General features: G+C 21.2%; 1 protein-coding gene and 1 pseudogene. Both read right to left on the reverse strand.

Annotation, left to right across the window (positions count from 1 at the left end):
* Positions 1-358: pseudogene (locus AMN83_RS00370) on the reverse strand (hypothetical protein); the annotation flags it as partial.
* An 82-nt stretch (positions 359-440) separates the two neighbouring features.
* Positions 441-1,124, reverse strand: a 684-nt coding sequence (locus tag AMN83_RS05160) for a hypothetical protein (RefSeq protein ID WP_179850397.1), incomplete at its 5' end; no start/stop codon positions are given.

Here is a 1,124-nt window from a genome sequence, read left to right on the forward strand (position 1 = left end):
GATATGGAGAATAAGAACTATTTGAAAGTTCTATAGCCCACCTATTCCAAGATACAACAGCATCCCAATGAGTAAATGAAACACTGTTGTCTAGTAAAACTAATGAGGATGAAAAAATAAATAAAATCGAAAAAATTAATCCATAATAATTGATGTTGTAAGTTTTATTAAAACTTTTTTTTAAAGAAACATAAAGTAATACTAAAAAGAAAAAATATGTTATTGAAAATAAAATGAAGTTTAAATTAAAATCAAAAAAATAAAACAACACTTTAATAAAAAAAGTTGAAATAAAAGAGATTGAAAATATAACTATAACTCCTGATAAAATATTATCTTGAAATATTTTATTTTTCAAAAAGTAAGAGCAAATTAAAAAAGAAATAAGCCAAACTAGCGAAATAGATGCAAAATACATTGTAAATAATATGTTTTTTTTATTAAATTTTTATTTTAGTGTTTTTAATAAAATTTTTTATGTTTTGAAAATATACTATTAAAGTACATAAAAAATAAAAGAAGAAAAAAACAATTATCATAATCCACCAATCTAAAATATAGAAATTATTGTAAAAAATAATACCTATTATTGAAAATAAAATTGGATAGCTTAAAGCACTAAATTTAATCCTATCATTTCTTTTTAATATAATACTTATTAAAATTATAAAAAAAATAATACTTCCGATATTTAACCCCCATATCAAAATTATCCATTCTTTAGTGGAATAAACGTAAATAGAGACCATTGCTAAAATTAACAGTGTTATAATTGAGCCAATTATTGAATATTTTCTTGTATGATGGATAAATATCCACCTTTCTAATGTTTGATTTAAATTATTGAATATTAACCAAACACTTAAAATAGAAATTATTTCACCAGTAAATTTCCATTCATTTCCTAATAAAAACATACAAATATATTCACCAAAAAAAAATGTGGTTATTCCAACTGGTAGAAATACATAAATTTTGTAGAGTAAAAAAATATTTAATAGAGTATTTTTGTTATCGTCTCCATCTTTTTTGTTTCCAACTAAAGGAATAAATACCCGATCAAATAATTGAGAAAAAAAATTTGAACACGCAAAATTAAGGAAGTTTGCTCTTTCAAAAAATCC

Source organism: Candidatus Pelagibacter communis (genome assembly GCF_001180025.1).
GTDB classification, from domain to species: Bacteria; Pseudomonadota; Alphaproteobacteria; order Pelagibacterales; family Pelagibacteraceae; genus Pelagibacter; species Pelagibacter ubique_A.